This is a genomic window from Paenibacillus sanguinis 2301083 = DSM 16941 (genome assembly GCF_000374825.1).
Taxonomy (GTDB): Bacteria; Bacillota; Bacilli; order Paenibacillales; family Paenibacillaceae; genus Fontibacillus; species Fontibacillus sanguinis.
The window spans coordinates 649,421-668,494 of the sequence record NZ_KB895376.1; the positions used below are offsets into that span (position 1 = coordinate 649,421).

Below are 19,074 nucleotides of genomic sequence, written 5' to 3' on the forward strand. Positions count from 1 at the left end.
ATTATTGCATTTGATAGAATATATATGTAAGCGATTTCTCATGTTATATCTATCAAAGGAGGATCAAGGATGAAGCAACCTCGCCAGGTGAAGAACAGGTTCAATCGAAGAGTTTGGAGTATGCTGCTGGCCGTTGTGATGATTGTCGGCCTCGGTTTATCGCCCGTCATGGGAACTCCGGCATCTGCTGCAGGAAGTACCATTACCTCAATGGATTATTTCTCGGCTAATGACGGTCCTGTGATAGCTAAGTCCGGAGTTGGACAAGCCAGCTTTGGCTTTGTTATGCCAATCTTTAACGGAGGCTCCGCCACATGGAACGATGTCGTGGATGATTTGGGTGTTAATGTGAAGGTGAATGGCAATTGGGTAGATATCGACAGTATCAGCACCTTCACATATAACGAGAACTGGGGTCACTGGAACGATGCCGGCTTCACCGGCTACTGGTTCATTCTCTCGGCAACGACAGAAGTGCAACTGTATTCCAAAGCTAACGGAGTGACACTGAACTATACATTGGAGTTCCAAAACATCAACAAAACGACAATTACAGCGATGACACCAACTCAAGGCCCTGATCTCACGGCCAGCTTCACGGGTGGCTCTGGCTTCACGTATCCTGTCTTCAACAATGATCCGGCTGTTACTTATGAAGCCGTGGCAGATGATCTCAAATTGTTTGTCAAGCCGGTAAATAGCAGTACCTGGATCGATATCGACAACAATGCAGCAAGCGGCTGGATTTACGACCAGAACTTCGGGCAATTCACTGACGGTGGCGGTGGCTACTGGTTCACGGTTACGGAATCTATTAATGTCAAGCTGGAATCCAAGACCTCCTCGGCAAGCCTGATCTATACCATTACCTTCAATGAGCCGGTACGGAATTCATATATTATAACTCCTTATGAGGGTACCTCCTTTACGGCGGATGCCAACGGGGCTATCGGAATGCCACTGCCCAAAATCGACGGAAGCGCAGCGATCGCATCGGAGCTAGACAAATTCGTCTATCAGATTCAAGTGAATGGGCAATGGGTTGATATGGATAACTCCGCTCTGAGCAGCTTCTCTTATCAAGCAAATGGCTACAATAACATGTCCCCCGCCAACCAATGGGGGTATTGGTCCGATTATATCTACGGACTGTGGTTCCAGCCGATTCAAGAGGATATGCAATTCCGTGTCGGCTATCCATTAAATGGACAAGCTGGCGGGGATGTGGGCAACAACTATGTTCAATATACTTTTATCGGTAATCCTAACGCTCCACGCCCGGACATTGAGGACCAGGAAGATATTCCGGTCGGCACACCAGGCAACCCGGATATCGAGGGCTACAGCCTTATCTTCCAGGACGAATTCAACCAATCCACCCTGGATATGAACAAATGGAACTACGAGCAAGGCTACTACCTGAATGATGACCCGGGCACTTGGGGCTGGGGAAATAACGAGCTTCAGCACTATACGAATAGCTCGCAGAACGTATTCTTACAGGATGGGAACTTGAATCTGCGAGCATTCAACGAACCTAAATCGTTCCCGCAAGATCCGAATCGAGTGGCTTTGTATTCATCCGGTAAAATCAATACAAAGGACCACTTCACTCTCAAATACGGCAGAGTGGACATGCGGGCCAAGCTGCCTACAGGCAACGGGATCTGGCCTGCCTTCTGGATGCTCCCACAGGATTCGGTCTATGGAACCTGGGCGGCCTCGGGAGAGATTGACATCATGGAGGCGAGAGGCCGTCTGCCGGGCATCACCAGCGGAGCGATCCACTTCGGCGGTCAATGGCCAGCCAACCAGTATATTGGCGGGGAATATCATTTCCCAAGTGGGCAAACGTACGCTAACGATTACCACGTCTATTCTGTCGTTTGGGAAGAGGACAATATCAAGTGGTATGTGGATGGCAAGTTCTTCTACAAGGCTAACCGTGAGCAATGGTTCTCTACCGCAGCTCCAAACAATCCAAACGCTCCGTTTGATGAACCGTTCTATCTGATTCTGAACCTGGCGATTGGCGGCAACTTTGACGGGGGTCTGACGCCTGGACCTGGCGATATCCCTGCCACTATGCAGGTTGACTACGTTCGGGCATACAAAGAGGGTAACCAGGGAGGAGGAAATCCCGGCACCCCGGGAGAACCTGGTCATGTTGCAGTTAGCGGCGTTACCATCACTCCCTCGTCCACCGAAGTGGAAGTGGGGCAAAGCGTCCAACTGTCCGCTAATGTCGCTCCATCCAATGCCACCAACAAGCAAGTGTCCTGGTCTGTAGCTAACTCCGGCATCGCCTCGGTTAATACCAATGGGAGTGTAACCGGCATTGCGCCAGGGACGACTACCGTAACAGCCACGACGGTCGATGGCGACAAAACAGCGGTAAGCACCATCACAGTAACCCCACCGCCCTCTACGGTAATCATCATTGGGGACGAAGTTCGCGGCTTGAAAAAGACAGGCGATGACTTGCTTTTCTACGTGAACGGTGCCACCTTCGCCGATCTGCATTATAAGATCAATAACGGTGTCCAGCTTAACGTGGCGATGCACACGGATGGTAACGGCAATTACACCTACCCTGTGCCGGGCTTGCAGCAAGGAGATACGGTGGAATATTTCTTCACCTACAACCCGGGGCAAGGGGCTTTGGATACACCTTGGCAAACCTATGTCCACGGAGTAACCCAAAGAACACCTGCTTCGTAACTACTTAGGGAATGCCTAAAACGAGATATTCTCATAAAGAATGGTATAAATAAAACGAAGCAAGCTATGGTAGTATTATCAAACAAATAGCCGACAGATGCTCAAGAAGAGCACCTGTCGGCTATTTTAGAGTTTTGTCTTGCTACATAATCTCAGGTTTGTTCTGCACCTGAAAACATCATCAGTTAAACTCAGAGGGGCTAAGGTATTTATGAGGGCTGGTGGAATAACCGTTTTGATACTTTACGGTCATGTACAAGGTTTCCTTGTCGCTTTCAAGTTTTACATAGCAAACGCCGTTATCAAATTTATCGGTGATGTCAACTTTTTGATCGAACCAGTAAACCCAAACGGAGCCGTCATCCTCATATTCCACATCCGGAGCCGTCAACTGTTCCATAAGTTCTTCTTCCGATGCAGGTATTTCAGTTCCGTCAGGTGCGAATGCAGCCCCACCTCCACCTTGGTGCTTCACATTTCCTTCGCCGTTAGTGTAGTCCATGCTGTAACTTCCGTTTCCATCGAACTGAATAGTTGCCTCCGTTTGATCGCCGTGAATCCAAAGCTGGATAGTGCGCTGAATTCCGCCTACATCCGCAGCATATGCAGCTGTGGCACTGCCCATAATCAGCACACAGACAGCAACAGAAGCAATCATGGTTTTGAATTTATGACGTTTGTTTATTATTTCCATTTTTTCTACCTCCAAAGAAAAATCGTCAGAGGCATGAATCGCAGAAAACGCCTGTTTGTATTTTTCCTTATTCGTCATTTTCCCATACCTCCTTTAATGTGTTGCGAAGAGACGTTCTTCCGCGCGATAATCTTACTTTTACATTGCTTGGCATCACCTTTAAAATATCCGCGATTTCATTCACAGAATAATCCTCGTAGTAAAACAGATGAATGACGATGCGATACTTTTCCGGGAGTTTCATCACTGTTGCAAATAATTCGGAGGATTCTTCCGTCTCGAAAGTCAATGTCCCTATGTAATCCTCCAATGGCAGCGAATTCCGTCTAAAAAAAGCATTGTTTTTATTCTTTGCCTTGTTAATTGTCACCCGGATAAGCCAAGCGCGGATGTGCTCACCCGATTCAAAATCTTTTTTGTGCGATAAATACTGGATGAAGGTATCCTGAACAACATCCTCGGCATCCTGTGCGTTTTTGCACATATTAAACGCCACAGCATAAAGATTGCTCCGATATTTTTCAACCAGTATCTCTACAGATGGTTTCATAAGCATGCTCCTTGATCTGTTTGAAAGGCCTTTCGCCAATAATACAAATGAGAATCATGAAAGGTTACAAGACAACCTCAATTTTTAAAAAATTTCCACTATAGTGAAAAAGAAAAAGCACTGATCCTCTAATTGAGTTCAGTGCTTTTCAGCTGATAAAATAAGTGATTACAATTCCTTCAGCCAGTCGGTGAACTCCTGAAAGCTGATTTCCTCAGCATCACACTTGGCTTTTTCTTCTCTCGCCTTTTCGCTCCAAGCATAGAAAGCCTCCTGCTCAATCTTCCCAGCCCTAATCCAGCCAATTCTACGTATAAAAACCGCCGAAGCGCTCCAATGAGAGCTTTTGGCAGTTTGTTTTTGTTGAAGGCTGACTAGGACTGGCTTGCTCCTGCCATCCAGCGTGCCTGATCCGGCAGCGGCTCATTATCCGAGAATAAATCCGGATCGTCTTCCAGCATTTCTGTCAGGACAGCCGTTATAGCTGCCGCATCACATACTCTGACAACGGCATCACCAAACTGCCCCTTGTACATGGCCCCGCGGCTGATCAACACCTCGTCCACCTTCCAGAAGTGCTCAGACCAGGATAAACCGCAATGTCTGCGTGAAGGCACGGAAATCTCCGCACCGTCTGGAGTAATCGTGTATAACCTTTCAGGTTCATCCGTTAATCGACCGGGAATGTCCACCCACTCTTCAATACCATGAATGAACGTGTTGCGCTTTAAATCAACGCCAACCAGCAAGATCGTGGCCTGACGGTCCAGCAGCTTGCCCCACGCCGATCCTCTGGCACACGGCGTATCGAAGTGGTGATCGTCTCGCGTGAAGTCAGCCGCATCGCGGCCCAGGGCTGCCACCGAATGCGTTGGGTGCCAGGAGCGAATAACGCCTGGTCGCTGACGGAACAACTCCGGCAGAATACCTACGCAGACTTTGGACTGCTGTACATTAAACTTGGGATTTTCCGCATTGATATAAGACCATGTATGGGTCGGCAACACCAGTAGCCCATCTTTCATATATTCTGTAAACGCATCCAAAACTGTGTCTGCACCACCCTCAACCTCATCAAGGCTTTTCATGGAAGAGTGGATCAATACCGTTCCTTCACCGTTGATGCTTAATGCCTCTAATTGTTGAATTAAGCTCTCTTTGGTGTGCAAGTCTTCACCTCCAGTATGTCTTCCTCCGTTATCGTCTATTGTCGAAAGTCGGAGTGCATCTTAAACGTTAATACGAGATGGAAATAAAGTCAAAATGAGCTGCCTGAACGTAAATGATTCCATGGCAGTACCTCCCAATATCTTCCTTATTGTTCTTTTGCACAAATTTAATTCCATTGACGCTATTTTTGATTGCGCTTACAATAAGGAATATGCCAGAGTAAGGAGAAGACTCAACGATGTATGAACTTACACACCATCAAGCGCAAAATATCGTGGATAAAATGATGAAGGATATTCCCTATAATATCAACATTATGGATCGGACGGGCATTATTATCGGCAGCGGCAATAAAGCCCGGATCGGGACTTTGCACTACGGTGCAGCCGAGGCCATTAAACAACAAAAAATCGTCGAAATCCATACAGACGAAGAATTTGTAAAGAAGGGAATTAATCTTCCCATTGAGCTGGGCGACATGATTGTCGGTGTAGTGGGGATTAGCGGAGAAATTGAAGAGACTCGCCCCTTCGGCAACCTCGTCAAGACAACGGTTATATTGCTGATTGAGCAAAGCAAGGCCTTGGAAAAGGAAAAGCTGGAAGAGCACCTTAAGCAGGAATTCTTTAATAGGATCGTACAACCAGATACGGTGTATTCCAAAGAATTAACCGATCAGGCTGCAGACTATGGAATTCAACTGGCTAACCCTTCGCAAATGATTTACGCCGAGTTCCCTCAAGAGATGAACGAGAGACTTGTGAAGAGCATTCCGTTTTTTAACGGGCCAGGTTATTCGCTCTATTTTGTCGCGCAAAAATCCAGTGCAACCGAAGCCGTTCTTGCTTCCATCCGAAAGCAATACCCAACTGCCTACGTTGCCGCCAGCAAATGGAATCCAACGATTTCTGAGGGATACATCCAGACGAAGGCTGCGCTACGCGTATTAAAAGGCGTTTATTCTACCGAAAAAACAATTTATTATGAGCAATGTGAGTTTATTGCCGATACCTCCAGGCTGTTGAAGAACGACCCCAGGGCAGAGCGGCTGACCCATCTGCTTGAACAAAACGAAGAACTGATTAAGACGCTGCAAACTTATCTCAACTGCAATTTGAACGCAAACGAAACTGCTAATCTGCTGATGCTCCATAGGAATACCCTGCACTATCGGTTATCTAAAATCCAGGCCATTACCGGCAAAGACCCCAAAAACATCATGGATTTGGTGGAGCTTATCTTTATGCTAATCTACCGGGTTCCTTAAAATATCAGCTCTAGGGAAGAAAGGATGTCCCTCCTGATTTTCACCTCAGGTTATCCGGGACAGCCTTTTTTCCGTGTTGCTTAGCTTAACAGCCGGGCAACGCTCTCCGAGGTGCGAGCCACATTCTCTTTGCCTTGGGCGAGCAAGGTTTCAAGCTGTGCCGCACCGGGCACGATACCAAAGATCGCGTCAAACCCTTCTTCATAAAGTGTCTCAACATCTTGACCCACATAGCCAGCTAGAGCAACAACCTTCATTTCCTTATTAACTCTCTTGGCTGCTTGAGCCACGCCATAAGGGGCTTTGCCGAACTTTGTCTGGAAGTCAATTCCGCCTTCTCCAGTCATGCAGTAATCCGCCTGTTTGAGTTGCTCCTCAAGCCTGGTGTACTCGATGACAATTTCGATGCCTCTTCTCATGGTGGCGTTAGTGAAGGCCAGCAATCCGCCGCCAAGTCCACCCGCGCCACCCGCACCAGGCACATCTACCACTTCGATGCCAAGCTGCTGCTTAATGATGCTGCCATAGTGACGCAAATTGTGATCGAGCGTTGCCACCATCTCGGGAGTAGCGCCTTTCTGCGGGCCAAACACCGCAGATGCACCACGTTCTCCGCACAAAGGATTGGTGACATCCGAAGCTACCAGAATACTCACGTCTTTTAATTGCGGCAGTACAGCGCTCGTATCAATCCGATCCAACGGATCCAGGAATCCGCCCCCGAGCGGAAGCTCGTTGCCGTCTTTGTCAAGGAAGCTATAACCAAGCGCTCTGGCCATGCCGGCTCCGCCATCGTTAGTGGCGCTGCCCCCAATGCCGAGAATAATATTGGAAATACCGCGTTCAATACAATCTTTCATTAATTCGCCTGTTCCAAGTGTCGTGGTGATTAATGGATTTTTAGTGTCCTTCGTCACATGGTGGATACCGCTGGCAGACGCCATCTCAATAACACCAGTTTTACCGTCGCCCAGTATACCGTATTTGGCGAGCACCGGCGTACCGAGAGGACCCGTTACCTCTTTCTCGATCAAGGTGCCGCCAGTAGCGTCAATCAGCGATTGGACGGTCCCTTCGCCCCCGTCTGCCATAGGCACATGAATGCATTTCGCATCTGGAATCGCCCGTTTGATGCCAAGCTCCATGGCTTCGCATACTTCCTTGGCCGTCATACTCTCTTTAAATGAATCGGGTGCCAACACAAATACCTTGCTCATATAGAATTCCTCGTTTCTTTTTTTATACACGTTTTCGGAGAAAACGACTTCGGAAGCAGGGCTACGTGAGCAATTGAAATGTTTCTGCAAGAAACATGCTACGGAAGCCTGTGCTAAGCCCGGCTGAATTCAAGATTCGATGTCGGACTCACTTCCTAGATACGCTTCGTGATCAAAAGATGAATTTTTGAACTACCGCTTATAAAATGAAGCCGTATAGAATGATTGCCACTACAGTCATCGCAAACCCAACCACACTCTCAAAGAGAACTACTCTCATTCTATCCTTCATGCTCATGGCCATCGCATTACGAGTAACGTGGAAGTACGTACCGTGCGGCAAGTGGTCAATAACGGTAGCCCCACTATGAACCATAACCGCAGCCGCCAATGGCGCAACACCTGTATTGATAATAGCATCCGAGAAGGAGCCCGTCGCCAAAATAACGCCTGTGGATGTTGAGGCGGTGGCACCAGCCATTAAGATACCGGCAATTGGAGCCAGGAACGTACCGGAAAGGCCCGAGGATTCAACCAGGGCAACAACCTCTGCCGGTAGAGTTGAAGCTGTAATCAAGCCGCCAATAGCGCCAGCCCCAATAATGATCAGAATCGTTGGTGTCATTCGGTTGAGGCCGGCAGCACAGTATTCGATCATTTTGTTCTTCTGGCCCAGCGCCAGAGAGCCTACGATTCCGGCAAAAGGCAAGATGAACAAGGAGTCGATCTTTAGCGAAGCCAGGAAATCAATGCCGAGCATGGCTCCGAGTGGGCTGATCATCAAAAGTACAACAGCGATAATCGGAGTCACCAACGCTTTGGACAACGGTGGAAGGTTGGTAGAATTGGTCTTCTCCAATTCAGCCGCTTCCGCATCCGTCACTTTAGTTCCCTTGTATTTCATAAATGATGCGATAACAACAGCTACGGCCAGTCCGATTAACGCCGGCAATAGTCCGCCGATCATCACCTGATTCACATCCAGACCGAATCCACCTGCAGCCGCAATCGTGTTCGGATTCGGAGAAATAATATTACCTGCTTTACCACCACCGGATAAGGCAATCAACAAAGCTACTTTGGAGTAACCCATCTTGTTGCCAACAGACAAGGCGATCGGTGCCACGATCAGCACGGCAACAGGAATAAACACCCCTACCGCAGTGATGATCATCGTAGCCAGAGCCAGGGACAACATCGCCTTCGTTCCACCCAGCTTGTCTACAATGACCTTTGCAATGGTCTCCGCCGCTCCTGACTCCATCATTACGCCGGCAAATACACCCGCCGCAATAATGCGTATGACGGTTCCCTGAACGCTTTGCGTTCCCGAAATTAAGATCTGAATCACTTCTGTAAAATTGGCTCCGCCAATGAAGCCACCCACGATGGCCCCCAGGATCAAGGCATAGGTCGGCGCCAGTCTCAATAAAATCAACACTATGGCTAATGCAAGACCCGATAAAGCGCCAAACCAGCTTATGTCTAGTGCGTTCATTGTTGAAAATCCTCCTCAAGATAGACTCTTCTCTTTGGTGCAGCATGTCGTAGCCAAAACATAAATCGGCTTGCCAAACATGTTCAATTATTCACATAATAGGCTTCTTTGATCCGCCGTTTGGCGTCGCCTCGTTTGAACTCCTCCTTACACCTCTTGTATGCCTATTAATGAATACGGTTTCATTATATTTGGATTGCGAGACTTAAACAATTGAAATTCCGATGAATTTCATTGTGCATTTGCACTAAGAATACAAAAGATAGTGTATCTTAAACCTCGCAATTGATGCGAAAGCAGACGACAAAATAGAGCGCCGCCACGTGCGCCCTATCTTCCCCCCCATATGATGATGTCAGACTAAACACGTCCGTACCCACAAATCAAGTTAATAACAAGTACGATTGCCACTATGATGAGGTGATGTTTACTGTTCACGGTATGGATACAATCATGAGCGTACCATATTTTCAGGAAGCTTAAATCGGTCATACCCCTTCATCTGAAATGGTTGGGATGGAACCGCCCAAGGAAACGGGTATTCGCTGTAAAGTTGCCGCCTTGCCGCAATATCCTCCATCTTCTCGGACAAGTCCGGCAGCAAACGTACCGTAGATTTACCAGCCTGCCTTTCCGTCACAAACTGGCTGGGGATAGCATGAACAGCACGGGCCGACTCATACGTACCATTGGACACTAATACAAAGCTTCGACATGTCTCCAGTGATGAGAAGAGACGCTTGCCTGAGTTGTCGATGACTTCCATCAGGTTTACATACATGTTGTGAATCAAATCAACGGGACCAAACGCCAATTCTTCTTCACCATCCCGTGTATGAAATGTCAGCTTATTCTCGTAATCCCACTGCGCCTTCCCTTGCGTTCCATCTATAGTAATGAAAGGCTCTCCCCCTCCCTCAGAGCAGAGCATCGCGTAAAAATGGACATCTACGCTATTAGCCATAACGACGCGAATACAAGAAACGTCGTCCCCTTCGATATCATTGACATGGTAAAGCTCGGCCTGCACCGATTGAGGGGGTAATTCCGCCTTCCCCTCGACTCCGGCCGCTAGTAGGCAATTATGCAGCAGATGGGCAAACGGATTGTTGAATGTCCCATCCAGCACATATTGGCCGTCGCTAGTCAGCTTGCCCGCCCAGCGGGTTCGGTCGTAGTACGCACGCGACCGCTTCCACATACCAACGCCAACTACATGCTCCACCTGTCCGAGTACGCCGCAGTCGAGCTTCTCCAACAGAGTCCGAAACGCCTGACCCGACGTATTCTGGAAGTTCACCTGACACAGGCGACCTGTCTCCCGCTGCACGGCGATCATCTCGTCGAGGTCTTGAATCGTAATCGCCGGCGGCTTCTCTACCAGGACATGGAAGCCCATCCGCATCACCTGGATACACATCGGCTTATGAGTGGCGATTGGGGTGGCAAGGACCACAAAGTCGATATCCGGATGGAGCGTGAGCATCTCCACATGATTGCTATAATGAACAGCCCCCAGCGCGGTCAGCTTATTATAAGACTCCTGATGAGCGTCGACATTCGGCTCTGTAAAAGCAACAACTTGCAGGCGGCCCTCTCTGACCAGCTTCTGCATGATATTTACATGCTCAACGCCAAATCCTCCGATCCCGATCAGCGCGGCGCGATAAATCTTCACATTTCCTTCCCCCCACTAGTCAAGGCTATAGATGAATTATTAAACGTGCTCCAAGTAACGTTCCTTTATTAGTGCAAGCGCCTCTTCGCCGGGCATATCCCATACCTGCTGGTTGAAGATTTCCACCTCGATGGCTCCGCTGTAGCCTGCGGCCTCGACCGCATGGCGCATCCGGCGCAGTTCAATGACTCCGTCTCCCATCATTCCTCTGCCCATCAGCAAATCCGGTACCGGCACCACCCAATCGGAGACGTGAAATCCAAGTATTCGCCCTCTGGCCCGCTCAATTTGCTCATATAGCTGGGGATCCCACCAGACGTGGAATGCGTCTACAACAACCCCGACATCCTGCGGATCATGTTGTTCCACAAGCGTATTGGCTTGCGCCAGCGTATTCATGACGGAGCGTTCAGCCGCATACATGGGATGTAGCGGCTCGATGCCCAGCTTGACCCCGTGCGAGCGGGCGAACGGCACCAGCTCCGCAATGGCCTCTTCGACGGTCTTGCGGGCGAAGTCGATATCCCGGTCCGGCGCCGGGCCACATACCAACACGAGCACGTCGGCGCCAAGTTCGGCGGCTTCCTCGATGGCGCGACGATTGTCGTCCATCCGCTCTCGGCGCGCAATGGCGGTGGCCGCCGGAAAATAACCGCCGCGGCACAGGCTGGAGATGCGTAGGCCTGCATCCCGGACTAGTCGCTTGCTCTCGGCCAAGCCAGTCTCGGCTACCTTATGCCGCCACAGGGCGATCCACGACACATCCGCGCGAACGCAGGCCTCCACGGCCGCACCCATATCTAATCGATCGGTCGTAATCTGGTTCAAGCTGAGTCTATTTATGGAACGAAGCGGTTCCATGTTAATCCCTCCCGGATTTGAAATATCGATAAGGACAATTCACGCCTGTACACCAGCCAGTTCCAGAACTGGCTGCATCCGCTGGACAGCAAGATCGGGATCGCTCAATAGTCCAGCCCGGTCAGCAAGTACAAACAACTCAGACAGATGAACGATGGAACGCGAGCCCTCCGCTCCCCCAATCATACGAAAATGTGATTGATGCCCATTCAAGTATGCCATGAATACAATTCCTGTCTTGTAGGCATACGTGGGCTTCTGAAAAATATGACGTGACAAGGCAACGGTAGGCTCCATGATCGCATCGTAACCGGTCAGATCTCCCCTATCAAGCGCGTGAAGCGCCTGGGCCGCTGCGGGTGCGATGGCATCGAAGATGCCAAGCAATGCATGGCTATGTCCATGCTCATCACCCTTGATCAACTGGGGATAGTTGAAGTCATCGCCGGTGTACATCTTGACACCTTCCGGCAACAGACGACGCAGCTTGATTTCCTGGCTGGCGTCAAGCAGCGATATTTTGATTCCATCCACCTTGTCTGCATTGGCCCGAATGACACGCAAACAAACCTCCATGGCCCTGTCCACATCATCCTTGCAGCCCCAATAACCAGCCAACGCCGGATCGAACATATGCCCAAGCCAATGCAGGATAACGGGCTGCTTCACTTGTCTCAAGATGCGCTCGTATACCCGCTCGTAATCCTCGGGTCCAGCCGCGCAAGCAGCAAGCGTACGGCTCGCCATCAGAATGACTTGCCCCCCTTCACCCTCGATGAAGCCAACTTGCTCCTCATAGGCCGCTTCCACATCCGCAATCGTGACCGACGGCCCCGGGAGCAAATGATCGGTGCCAGCGCCACAGGCGATGTTGCCCCCGACCGAGCGTGCCTCCGCAATCGAAGCGCGGATAAGCTCCTTGGACCGGCTCCAGTCAAGACCCATGCCGCGCTGCGCAGTATCCATCGCCTCCGCTACACCCAGGCCAAGCGACCATAGATGATGCCGATAAGCGAGCGTTGAGTTCCAATCAATCGGCGTTTGATGCAGCGGATCGGCATCAGCCAACGGATCGCAGACCACATGGGCAGCGGAGAAGGCGATGCGACCGACAAACGGCTGGGTTAGCCGGGTGAACAAGGCGGCTTTACCCGGAGTGTATTTATATATTGCTCCCCCTGCACGGGGGAGCAGCAGCGCTTTGGCCATCTTGATCCCCTCCTTTACAAGCTCAGCTTCGGCACGTCAATCCAGCGGCGTTCCCGCCAGGACTGCAAACTCAGGTCGGCAAGCTGAGTGCCCTTTGCCCCCTCAAGCAAATCCCATGGGAACGGAGTCCCGATAACGACATGCTTCAGGAACATCTCCCATTGCACTTTAAAGGCATTATCGAACGTCGCGTTGTCCGGTACCTCTACCCATTGATCACGGAACTGGAACGGATTTGGAATATCCGGATTCCATACCGGCTTTGGCGTATTAACCCGGTGCTGGGTTTTGCAGTCGCGCAATCCGGCCACTGCACTGCCTTCGCTGCCATCCACAGTCACCGTAAGCAAATCGTCCCGGTCAACGCGCACCGCCCAGGATGAGTTCGCCTGCACGATAATACCGCCGTTGATCTCGAACATAGCATAGGCAGCATCGTCTGCCGTGCAATCAAACAGGATGCCTTGTTCATTCAGACGTTTCGGAATATGCGTGGCAGCAAGACAAGACACAGATTCCACTTCCCCGAACAGGTTCTCCAGCACATAACGCCAATGGGCGAACATATCGACAATAATCCCGCCCCCATCCTCCTTGCGATAGTTCCACGAAGGCCGTTGACCCGTCTGCCAGTCACCCTCAAATACCCAATAGCCAAACTCCATCCGTACGGACAGGATACGCCCGAAGAAGCCGGAATCGATCAGACGCTTCAGCTTGAGCAAGCCAGGGAGAAATAACTTATCCTGCACGACCCCGTTTTTCACGCCCGCCCTGGAAGCAATGCTCGCCAGTTCAAGCGCTCCGTCCAGATCCACGGCCGTTGGCTTCTCGCAATAAATATGCTTGCCTGCGGCAATGGCCTGCTTGATGCTTCCTGCACGGCGTACCGTCGTCTGGCTATCAAAATAAATTTCATGGTATGGATCGGCAAGACAGGCCTCCAGATCGGTGCTCCAACGCTTGATGCTATGCGCCTCTGCCAGTGCTTGCAGCTTATTCTCCTGCCGGCCGACCAGAATAGGATCAGGCATGATGACGTCTCCTCCTGGAAGCGTTACACCCCCCTGCTCGCGAATTGCCAGAATGGAACGAACCAGATGCTGGTTGGTTCCCATTCGTCCAGTGACCCCGTTCATAATAATGCCGATATTGCGAATAGCCATTGTGAATTGCCCCCTTCGCTTCATATACTTCGTATTGTAGCGGAGGCGTCTTCACTTTTCTTACAACTCGGGGAACAGGATTCTCAATTTCGGAAGCGATTTCTTCAAAACCGGAAACATCCCCCATCAGCATTCAGCCGATGGGGGATGAAGGTTTTTCCTAATTAAAATCAGTTGTCCGGCCTTTCAGTTCCCGGTACGTCCTCGGGGACAGCTTGGCCATAGCCTTAAATGCTCGGTAAAACGTGGACACCGAGTCGTAGCCCACCTCGAAACATATTGCGATAATGTCCTTATTTGTCTCCTCCAATAACTTCTGAGCAACCCGAATGCGTACCTCGGTTAAGTATTGAATCGGCGTCATGTCATAGCGCTCTTTGAAAATATTATTGACGTGCCGCGTGCTAATCCCCAGCTTGGAGGCAATGTCGCCTGCGGTTAGCGGATCAAAATATTTGGAATCAATATAGCTGCGAATCTTCTCTGCGCGCAGCCTGTTTGAACTGGAGCCTTTGGCGGAATCCTCCGCATCGAGCGAACTCACCAGCAAGAGCAACAGTTGAGAGAGTTGCACCTTGAGTGATATCCGGACCAGGGGCGACCCTTCTCTGGATTGCTCGAACAGCATTTTTCTCAGCCATTGACGGAGCTCGCTCGCGGCGAACATCCCCGGCTTCAACAGACAAGAGGTTGGGAAATAAGCATGGAGCAACTGTTCTCTTGTATCCGGATCAAGTACCGCAGCATCAAAAGCCAACACTAGTAAGGTTAGTCTGGAGTCGGACATGACCGAATGTACGGAATAGGGGACAATCAGCGCCGTATCGTCAACTGTTAGCTTGCGTACTTTCCCGTCCAGCCGGATTGCGCCTTCACCTTCCAGCACAAATAGCAGCTGATGCGCCAGGTGGTAATGCTCGGATACAAGATGACCATCCTTATGCTTCTGCTCGTAGATGTCAATCGCATTTTTGGATAAATCAATCCACTTGATCGTCACGGCATAACCTCCTTATGTCATGCGCTTTTGTTAAGGCTATTTTATCGCGATAAGCAACTTCGGCACAATATGCGGAAGGTTTACTCTCTTCCACTACTCACACTAGCATTCTAGAAAATATTACAATTAAGCTTAACAAAGCTCTATATTTGGTATATTCTAGTATAGAAGTAAAATTATATTATGCGAAAGAGGTGTTCTGTATATGAAAAAAACGTTTTCCGCAGTTATCGTTATGAGTTTACTTCTCAGCCTCTTCTTTGCTATGGGTGCGTCCGCGGCCCCGGACGTGACCGAATTGGAGATAACTCCCGAAACTCCGATCTCCGAATCGGTGCGCCTCCCTAGCAGCGAGATCATATCCGAGCTTACCCGAGCCGAATCCAACCTGGATACAAACAAATTAAAGTCCCACCCGTTAGAAGCCACGTTAAACCTGGATTCGGCAAGAGCAACTTCCATAGAACAGGAAAATTTACAAGTTCTCAGTAACGTTGCAGCCACGGCAGCGACTTACACCTACACAGGTTATATTGAACAAGAAGGAAACTCCTCTTTGCTATATCCTATCTACGTAGACCCGGGAAGCATCCTACAAGCGCAAATGGATGGCCCGGCCTCAGCTCAATTAGATTATGATCTATATCTTTATGAATTTGATATGTCCACCGGAGACTTGAATCCAACTCCTATTGATTATTCCATTTACGGAACTTATCTGAATAACAATAAGACGTTATCCGAGAATGTCGGGACTCAAAATGCAGCTTCTTATACCAAGGCTTATTTACTTGAAGTACATGGTGCCGTAGGAGCCAGTATAAATGAGCCGTTCTATCTAACCGTCTCAACCAGCTCTGCCTATGACGCTTATGAGACGGACGAGAATGCTCTGCATGCTTATCCGTTGACAGTGGCCCAGGGAGGCTCTACCCTGTCCAGCCGCTCGATCAATTCGGAAATTGATCAGGATTGGTATACAATTACCGTTCCGGAAAGCAGAAACTATGATGCCATGCATATCAATCTGGATCAAGCTTCCGTTGGCTACGGCTACAAGGCCGAATTATATGGTGCCTTAAGTGGCAACCGGATGGCGCTGGTTCCTGCTCAGAATGGTAATGTATCACTCGGAACCGGTACTTACTATTTGCGCGTATACACAACTAACACTTACTCCGATGCCAACTATTCGCTGGATCTGCGCCCTGTCTTGCGGGCAGATAAAATCGTAATCACTGGCTACAATTCAGATGGCGGGCCTAACGATTATCCTAGCTATGCCTACGGCAAGTATTACCGCATTACGGGCAGAACCTTCACTGTAACCGGTGTGGCTACCACCGCGGACAACTATGCCGTGGCTAATACCGAAGTCGAAGTTACTTGGGTCAATGATTATTGGTCTGAGTCAAGCAACAACAGATACCGGAGTGCACGAGCCATTACTAATAGCAATGGTCAGTTCTCCGTTACGTTGTCTTTACCTCCTTCCACAGGAAGCATTAGCCAGTATCTTCCTGGCGCGATAAGCTTTACTCACTATTACGATCTTTGCGGTGTGGTCGCAAGCGTGACTAGCCGTTCAAACGTTTATACTACCGATGTTGTCTATCACTTTGCGTATAGTATTTACGGGGGGTAAGAGAATAGTCTTGAAGAAGCAACAGCCAGTTCATATGAACTGACTGTTGTCTTTTTTTATGTATTTGTAAAAAATAGGGAAAGGAATGCCGATAATGTGGATATAAGAGGATCGATTCAACAATAATGGGAGATGATCTTTATCATGAAAATTCAAAGCTCTGCCCCACAAGACTTAAATCTATATACTCATGGCAAAAAACAGAGCGGTCAGCCAGTCCTACAGTCAGGCACTTATCCTACCCTGTCTCATGATACCGATTCAATCGAGATTAGCACCACGGCCAGGAAGCTGGCTGCTTCCGATGTGACCCATCATGCGCCTGTCTATTTTGGCAACGCACAAATCCATGAATCGTTATCCCGGCTTCTCCAGGATCAACCCGATGAGGTCAAAGACGCCGTTTATGGCCTTATCTCATCTAATCTAAACACCGAGACCGCTGGGAACGAGGACCAAGCAGCCTTATTAGAATTGGGATTGGCGCAAGGGAAATATATTGCGGACAATTTTATGAAGGGCAACAATGCAACGGAATTGATGAACACGCTCCGGCAAATCGCCGATCTCTCCCAAGCCCGTGCTACCCACCCACAAACGGGTAAAGCCCAGGCTGCGAATATACCACAAAGGCCTGTCGGAGCCCCGGAGGATTATGTAGATTTGACTTACATGATGAAAACCTATGAGCCGGAAACCTTGGCTAAGTTAGAAGAAGCCATCACAAACGGCAAAGATTGGGCCAGCATTTTGATCAACTTTGCCAAGAAAGTGCCTACGCAAAAAGGGTGGGTGCAGCCCCAGCAGACAGCAACCACCCAAAGTATGGAATCTATTGAAAGCATCATGAGTGCGAACAGATTTGGCAAAACCGCGACTACCAGCTTGACGGTATTTATTGAAGATATCCAAAGTGTACTCACCAAGGGCAATTTTACAAATACAGACCTGCTTACCAACAATCTGTATTCCTTTATCCGAACGCTGGAAAGCTTAAGTTAATTATTGGCCCAGCAGGCCTTTTAAACCAGTGAGTTGACCAGCAGCACGCCTTAATCGACTGCTCCCAAATAGCTACATTCACTTTACTGAGGAAGGGGATTGGGGGAAACGCAGCTCTTAATTACTTCTTGTATACATACTTGGATCCTCCAAGCGAATCAATACCTTGCCATATCGCCCTTCCTCGCGAATGACGATCTGATCAGACGGATAGGTCTGAGCCAAATAGTCACTGACGATTTCATAGCTTCGCTCATCCATAGGCAGGCGGTGGTGGTGTTCCAGCCAAGTCATCACTTCCTGCAAGGCCGCTTCTCTGGAAACTTCCTTCGATTTCCCTTCTCGGGTAACAAGCGATTCGTAGGCATACCCCTTAAGGTAGAGTAAATGCAATAAATAACCCATTTCGGTAAGCTTCGATGGATAGGGCTGATCCGTAACCAGCGGCCAAACCTCCTTCACCAGACTATGCTCCGGAGGTACGACCGGCATGCTAAGGTAACAGAACTTGCGAGCACATTGGATCAGCTTCTCTACACTATCCCAGTCGTGAATGACCGGACACATGGAGACGAAGACTAGATCAAAGGACTTAACCCACCCCATCGCTGTTACGTCAATCTCTTCAAAGGGTGAGGGCACAATTTGCATCTGCCCTTCGGCAAAATCGGAAGTATTCTGCTTCAGCAATTCAATTAGAGGGGGAGAGGTCTCTATCGCCGTTACCCGGGCACCTTGCTCTGCGAACGGCACCGAGAACACACCGGATGCTGCGCCAATATCAAGTACAGTGGCGTTGTCGAACGATACCCCCTGCCCCTCCAGCCACCCCATAATTCGCCGGGCTCGTTCCTTTCCCTCTCTACTGAAGGATTGCTTGTCAAAGGTCTGCGCCTTGGAGTCAAAGGAGCGAGTAGGATCGATTCCATGCTTCTTCATGCTGGCTCGCTTCACATCAGACTCCTCTTTCCACATGTTCTCCCACACCTGTGCATTAAAAAAATCGTTCATCAGCATTCCCACACTTTCTACAAATTTAGATTTTTTTAATTATAGATATATAATATCCATAATTATAGCATGTAAAACCTCGGCTAATTTCCTGATTGTGACCTCCGCTCTATTTCAATATTTAAATTGTAGATATACATTATCTATAATATGATTTTGAAGCTTAAATAGCAATGTTTTTTGCTGCACTGTACCTACCTACAAAGTAAGCAAAAACGATCAAAGAGCCTCAACATAATAATCAAGCAGCGAAAATCCAGGCATTCTTACTGCATTCCTAACTATCTGAGCAACTGCTCGCTTGCCTAGCCCATCATTATTACAGCCTATAGAATCAATAAGCTCATTAAAAAGTGTCTGCAAGTTAGGTACATTGTTCATCACA

16 protein-coding genes are annotated in these 19,074 nt (G+C 49.1%); 4 read left to right on the forward strand and 12 right to left on the reverse strand.

The annotated features are described in order from the left end of the window. Window positions 1-69 precede the first annotated feature (69 nt). Window positions 70-2,721 (forward strand): family 16 glycosylhydrolase, encoded by a 2,652-nt coding sequence (locus C557_RS22840; protein ID WP_018750347.1) that lies wholly within the window; start codon window positions 70-72, stop codon window positions 2,719-2,721. Window positions 2,722-2,902: 181 nt separating this feature from the next. On the opposite strand, the gene C557_RS0103020 is transcribed toward C557_RS22840, so the two are convergent. The 3 genes from C557_RS0103020 to C557_RS0103035 form a co-directional block, all read right to left on the reverse strand. Further along, window positions 2,903-3,493, reverse strand: a complete 591-nt coding sequence (locus C557_RS0103020) for a hypothetical protein (protein WP_018750348.1) — start codon at window positions 3,491-3,493, stop codon at window positions 2,903-2,905. Beyond that, entirely contained in the window at window positions 3,483-3,965 is a 483-nt protein-coding gene (locus C557_RS0103025; protein ID WP_018750349.1) for an RNA polymerase sigma factor, read from the reverse strand. The genes C557_RS0103020 and C557_RS0103025 overlap by 11 nt, the downstream gene beginning before the upstream one ends. A 374-nt stretch (window positions 3,966-4,339) precedes the next feature. Further along, a complete protein-coding gene (locus C557_RS0103035; RefSeq protein ID WP_018750350.1) occupies window positions 4,340-5,134 on the reverse strand; it encodes an AAC(3) family N-acetyltransferase in 795 nt (264 codons plus the stop codon). Between the two features lie 239 nt (window positions 5,135-5,373). Here C557_RS0103035 and C557_RS0103040 point away from each other — a divergent pair, with 239 nt between their 5' ends. Next, complete coding sequence (locus C557_RS0103040; protein WP_018750351.1) at window positions 5,374-6,402, forward strand: CdaR family transcriptional regulator; 1,029 nt, start codon at window positions 5,374-5,376, stop codon at window positions 6,400-6,402. Window positions 6,403-6,482: 80 nt separating this feature from the next. Here C557_RS0103040 and C557_RS0103045 read toward each other — a convergent pair whose 3' ends face one another. The 7 genes from C557_RS0103045 to C557_RS0103075 all read right to left on the reverse strand — a co-directional run bounded on the left by C557_RS0103045 (window position 6,483) and on the right by C557_RS0103075 (window position 15,031). After that, on the reverse strand, window positions 6,483-7,619 hold the full coding sequence (locus C557_RS0103045) for a glycerate kinase family protein (protein WP_018750352.1): 1,137 nt from the start codon (window positions 7,617-7,619) through the stop codon (window positions 6,483-6,485). Between the two features lie 199 nt (window positions 7,620-7,818). Continuing rightward, entirely contained in the window at window positions 7,819-9,117 is a 1,299-nt protein-coding gene (locus tag C557_RS0103050; protein ID WP_018750353.1) for a GntP family permease, read from the reverse strand. Between the two features lie 451 nt (window positions 9,118-9,568). Then, window positions 9,569-10,795: a Gfo/Idh/MocA family protein gene (locus C557_RS0103055; protein WP_018750354.1), complete on the reverse strand. Its 1,227-nt coding sequence runs from the start codon at window positions 10,793-10,795 to the stop codon at window positions 9,569-9,571. Between the two features lie 39 nt (window positions 10,796-10,834). Then, entirely contained in the window at window positions 10,835-11,656 is an 822-nt protein-coding gene (locus tag C557_RS0103060) for a sugar phosphate isomerase/epimerase family protein (protein WP_018750355.1), read from the reverse strand. A gap of 39 nt (window positions 11,657-11,695) precedes the next feature. Then, window positions 11,696-12,865 carry a dihydrodipicolinate synthase family protein gene (locus C557_RS0103065; RefSeq protein WP_018750356.1) on the reverse strand — a complete coding sequence of 390 codons (1,170 nt, stop codon included), beginning with the start codon at window positions 12,863-12,865 and terminating at the stop codon, window positions 11,696-11,698. Window positions 12,866-12,879: 14 nt separating this feature from the next. Next, window positions 12,880-14,031 (reverse strand): Gfo/Idh/MocA family protein, encoded by a 1,152-nt coding sequence (locus tag C557_RS0103070; protein ID WP_018750357.1) that lies wholly within the window; start codon window positions 14,029-14,031, stop codon window positions 12,880-12,882. Window positions 14,032-14,191: 160 nt separating this feature from the next. Further along, window positions 14,192-15,031 (reverse strand): AraC family transcriptional regulator, encoded by an 840-nt coding sequence (locus C557_RS0103075; RefSeq protein ID WP_018750358.1) that lies wholly within the window; start codon window positions 15,029-15,031, stop codon window positions 14,192-14,194. Between the two features lie 205 nt (window positions 15,032-15,236). On the opposite strand from C557_RS0103075, the gene C557_RS0103080 reads away from it, so the two are divergent. Further along, window positions 15,237-16,676: a hypothetical protein gene (locus C557_RS0103080; protein ID WP_018750359.1), complete on the forward strand. Its 1,440-nt coding sequence runs from the start codon at window positions 15,237-15,239 to the stop codon at window positions 16,674-16,676. Between the two features lie 144 nt (window positions 16,677-16,820). Next, window positions 16,821-17,678, forward strand: a complete 858-nt coding sequence (locus C557_RS0103085) for a hypothetical protein (RefSeq protein WP_018750360.1) — start codon at window positions 16,821-16,823, stop codon at window positions 17,676-17,678. A gap of 117 nt (window positions 17,679-17,795) precedes the next feature. On the opposite strand, the gene C557_RS0103090 is transcribed toward C557_RS0103085, so the two are convergent. Together C557_RS0103090 and C557_RS24805 are read right to left on the reverse strand one after the other, a co-directional pair. Further along, window positions 17,796-18,689, reverse strand: coding sequence for a class I SAM-dependent methyltransferase (locus tag C557_RS0103090; RefSeq protein ID WP_040676365.1), 894 nt, complete (start codon window positions 18,687-18,689; stop codon window positions 17,796-17,798). Between the two features lie 219 nt (window positions 18,690-18,908). After that, a complete protein-coding gene (locus C557_RS24805; RefSeq protein WP_018750362.1) occupies window positions 18,909-19,070 on the reverse strand; it encodes a hypothetical protein in 162 nt (53 codons plus the stop codon). Window positions 19,071-19,074 lie beyond the last annotated feature (4 nt).

Bases quoted from the DNA above. Each gene is read 5' to 3' on its own strand.
- C557_RS0103020 (WP_018750348.1), bottom strand. From the start codon at position 3,493: ATGACGAATAAGGAAAAATACAAACAGGCGTTTTCTGCGATTCATGCC.
- C557_RS0103060 (WP_018750355.1), bottom strand. From the start codon at position 11,656: ATGGAACCGCTTCGTTCCATAAATAGACTCAGCTTGAACCAGATTACG.
- C557_RS22840 (WP_018750347.1), top strand. From the start codon at position 70: ATGAAGCAACCTCGCCAGGTGAAGAACAGGTTCAATCGAAGAGTTTGG.
- C557_RS0103040 (WP_018750351.1), top strand. From the start codon at position 5,374: ATGTATGAACTTACACACCATCAAGCGCAAAATATCGTGGATAAAATG.
- C557_RS0103025 (WP_018750349.1), bottom strand. From the start codon at position 3,965: ATGAAACCATCTGTAGAGATACTGGTTGAAAAATATCGGAGCAATCTT.
- C557_RS0103080 (WP_018750359.1), top strand. From the start codon at position 15,237: ATGAAAAAAACGTTTTCCGCAGTTATCGTTATGAGTTTACTTCTCAGC.
- C557_RS0103090 (WP_040676365.1), bottom strand. From the start codon at position 18,689: ATGAACGATTTTTTTAATGCACAGGTGTGGGAGAACATGTGGAAAGAG.
- C557_RS0103070 (WP_018750357.1), bottom strand. From the start codon at position 14,031: ATGGCTATTCGCAATATCGGCATTATTATGAACGGGGTCACTGGACGA.
- C557_RS0103050 (WP_018750353.1), bottom strand. From the start codon at position 9,117: ATGAACGCACTAGACATAAGCTGGTTTGGCGCTTTATCGGGTCTTGCA.
- C557_RS0103085 (WP_018750360.1), top strand. From the start codon at position 16,821: ATGAAAATTCAAAGCTCTGCCCCACAAGACTTAAATCTATATACTCAT.
- C557_RS24805 (WP_018750362.1), bottom strand. From the start codon at position 19,070: ATGAACAATGTACCTAACTTGCAGACACTTTTTAATGAGCTTATTGAT.
- C557_RS0103065 (WP_018750356.1), bottom strand. From the start codon at position 12,865: ATGGCCAAAGCGCTGCTGCTCCCCCGTGCAGGGGGAGCAATATATAAA.
- C557_RS0103045 (WP_018750352.1), bottom strand. From the start codon at position 7,619: ATGAGCAAGGTATTTGTGTTGGCACCCGATTCATTTAAAGAGAGTATG.